Annotated in this window: 2 protein-coding genes; one reads left to right on the top strand and one right to left on the bottom strand. The window is 77.9% G+C overall.

Annotated features, from left to right (window positions below; genetic code table 11):
* A partial coding sequence (locus tag GTQ99_RS23320) for a DUF899 family protein (RefSeq protein ID WP_166618027.1) occupies positions 1–747 on the top strand: 747 nt, incomplete at its 5' end.
* An 11-nt stretch (positions 748–758) separates the two neighbouring features.
* Here the strand turns inward: GTQ99_RS23320 and GTQ99_RS23315 are convergent.
* The coding region (locus GTQ99_RS23315) for an MFS transporter (RefSeq protein ID WP_166618026.1) at positions 759–1,358 on the bottom strand (600 nt) is incomplete at its 5' end.

Below are 1,358 nucleotides of genomic sequence, written 5' to 3'. Positions count from 1 at the left end.
CCGCTCCACCCCGTCCCCGCCACCGCCGCTCCGCAGGTCGTCGACCGCGCGAGCTGGCAGGCCGCCTGCGACGAGCTGCTCGTGCGCGAGAAGGCGCACACCCGCGAGGGCGACGCCATCGCCGCGGCCCGCCGCCGGCTGCCCATGACGCCGGTGCCCGCCGGCGCCGCGGTCGTCGGCCCCGACGGGCCGGTGCCCTTCGTGGAGGTCTTCGAGGGCCGGCGCCAGCTGCTGGCCTACTTCCACATGTGGCACGACGGGCAGCCGCCCGAGGGCCAGTGCGAGGGGTGCACGTTCTTCACCGCGAACGCCCAGCGCCCCGAGCACCTGCACGCCCGCGACACCACCCTGGCCGTCCTGTGCCAGGGCGGCTACGAGGAGAGCCGGCCGTACGCGGACTTCGTGGGCAACCGGCTGCCGTGGTACTCCGCCCGCGGCTGCGAGGACCTGCTCGCGGGCCGGGGCTTCGGCTTCCTGGCCGCCTACCTGCGCCGGGGCGAGGAGGTGCACGAGACCTGGTGGACCACCGGCCGGGGCGTGGAGGCGATGGCGTGGAGCTACGCGCTGCTGGACCGCACCGCCTACGGGCGCCAGGAGGAGTGGGAGGACTCGCCCGCGGGCTGGCCGCGGGGGCTGGACGTGCACGGCGGGCAGTTCCGGGTGGCGGGGCGCCCCACGATCCAGTGGTCGGTCACCGACGAGCCCGCCGCCACGGGCTCCGACGGGCACTGCGCCGACCACGGCTGAGGAGCACCCGCTCAGGCGCGCACGAGCGCGTCGCGCCCGGCGGCCCGCGCCGCGAGCGGCTGCACGGCGGCGACCGCGGCCACCAGCAGCAGCGGCGGCGTCCAGCTGCCGCTCGCGGTGTGCACCGCGCCGACGAGGACGGGCCCCAGCGCCGCGGCGAGGTAGCCCAGCGACTGCGCCATCCCCGACAGCGCGACGGCGACCCGGCCGTCGGCGGCCCGCGAGGACATCGCCGCCAGCGCCAGCACGACCGAGCCGCCCATGCCCAGACCGGTCACCGCGACCGGCACGGCCGGCGCCTGCGGCAGCGCGAGCAGGCCCACCAGGCCCAGCAGCGACAGCAGGGAGGAGCCGACGGCCGCGCGCCGGGCCCGCGTCGCCGAGCGGCCGGTGACGACGGGCACGAGCAGGCTGCCGACGACGCCGGCGACCTGCAGGAGCGACAGCAACCACCCCGCGGAGGCGGCGTCCGCCCCGGAGCGCTCGTGCAGCACCGTCGGCAGCCAGGACAGCAGGACGTAGAACTGCACCGACTGCAGGCCCATGAACGCCGTCACCGCCCACGCCAGCGGCGAGCGCCACGGCGGGCGCACGTGCGGGGCGGCCGTCCC

Origin of the sequence: Kineococcus vitellinus (genome assembly GCF_009906315.1) — a bacterium.
Classification (GTDB): Bacteria; Actinomycetota; Actinomycetes; order Actinomycetales; family Kineococcaceae; genus Kineococcus; species Kineococcus vitellinus.
Note: the sequence above shows the minus strand (reverse complement) of the source record. Positions and strands in the feature narration are given on the sequence as shown.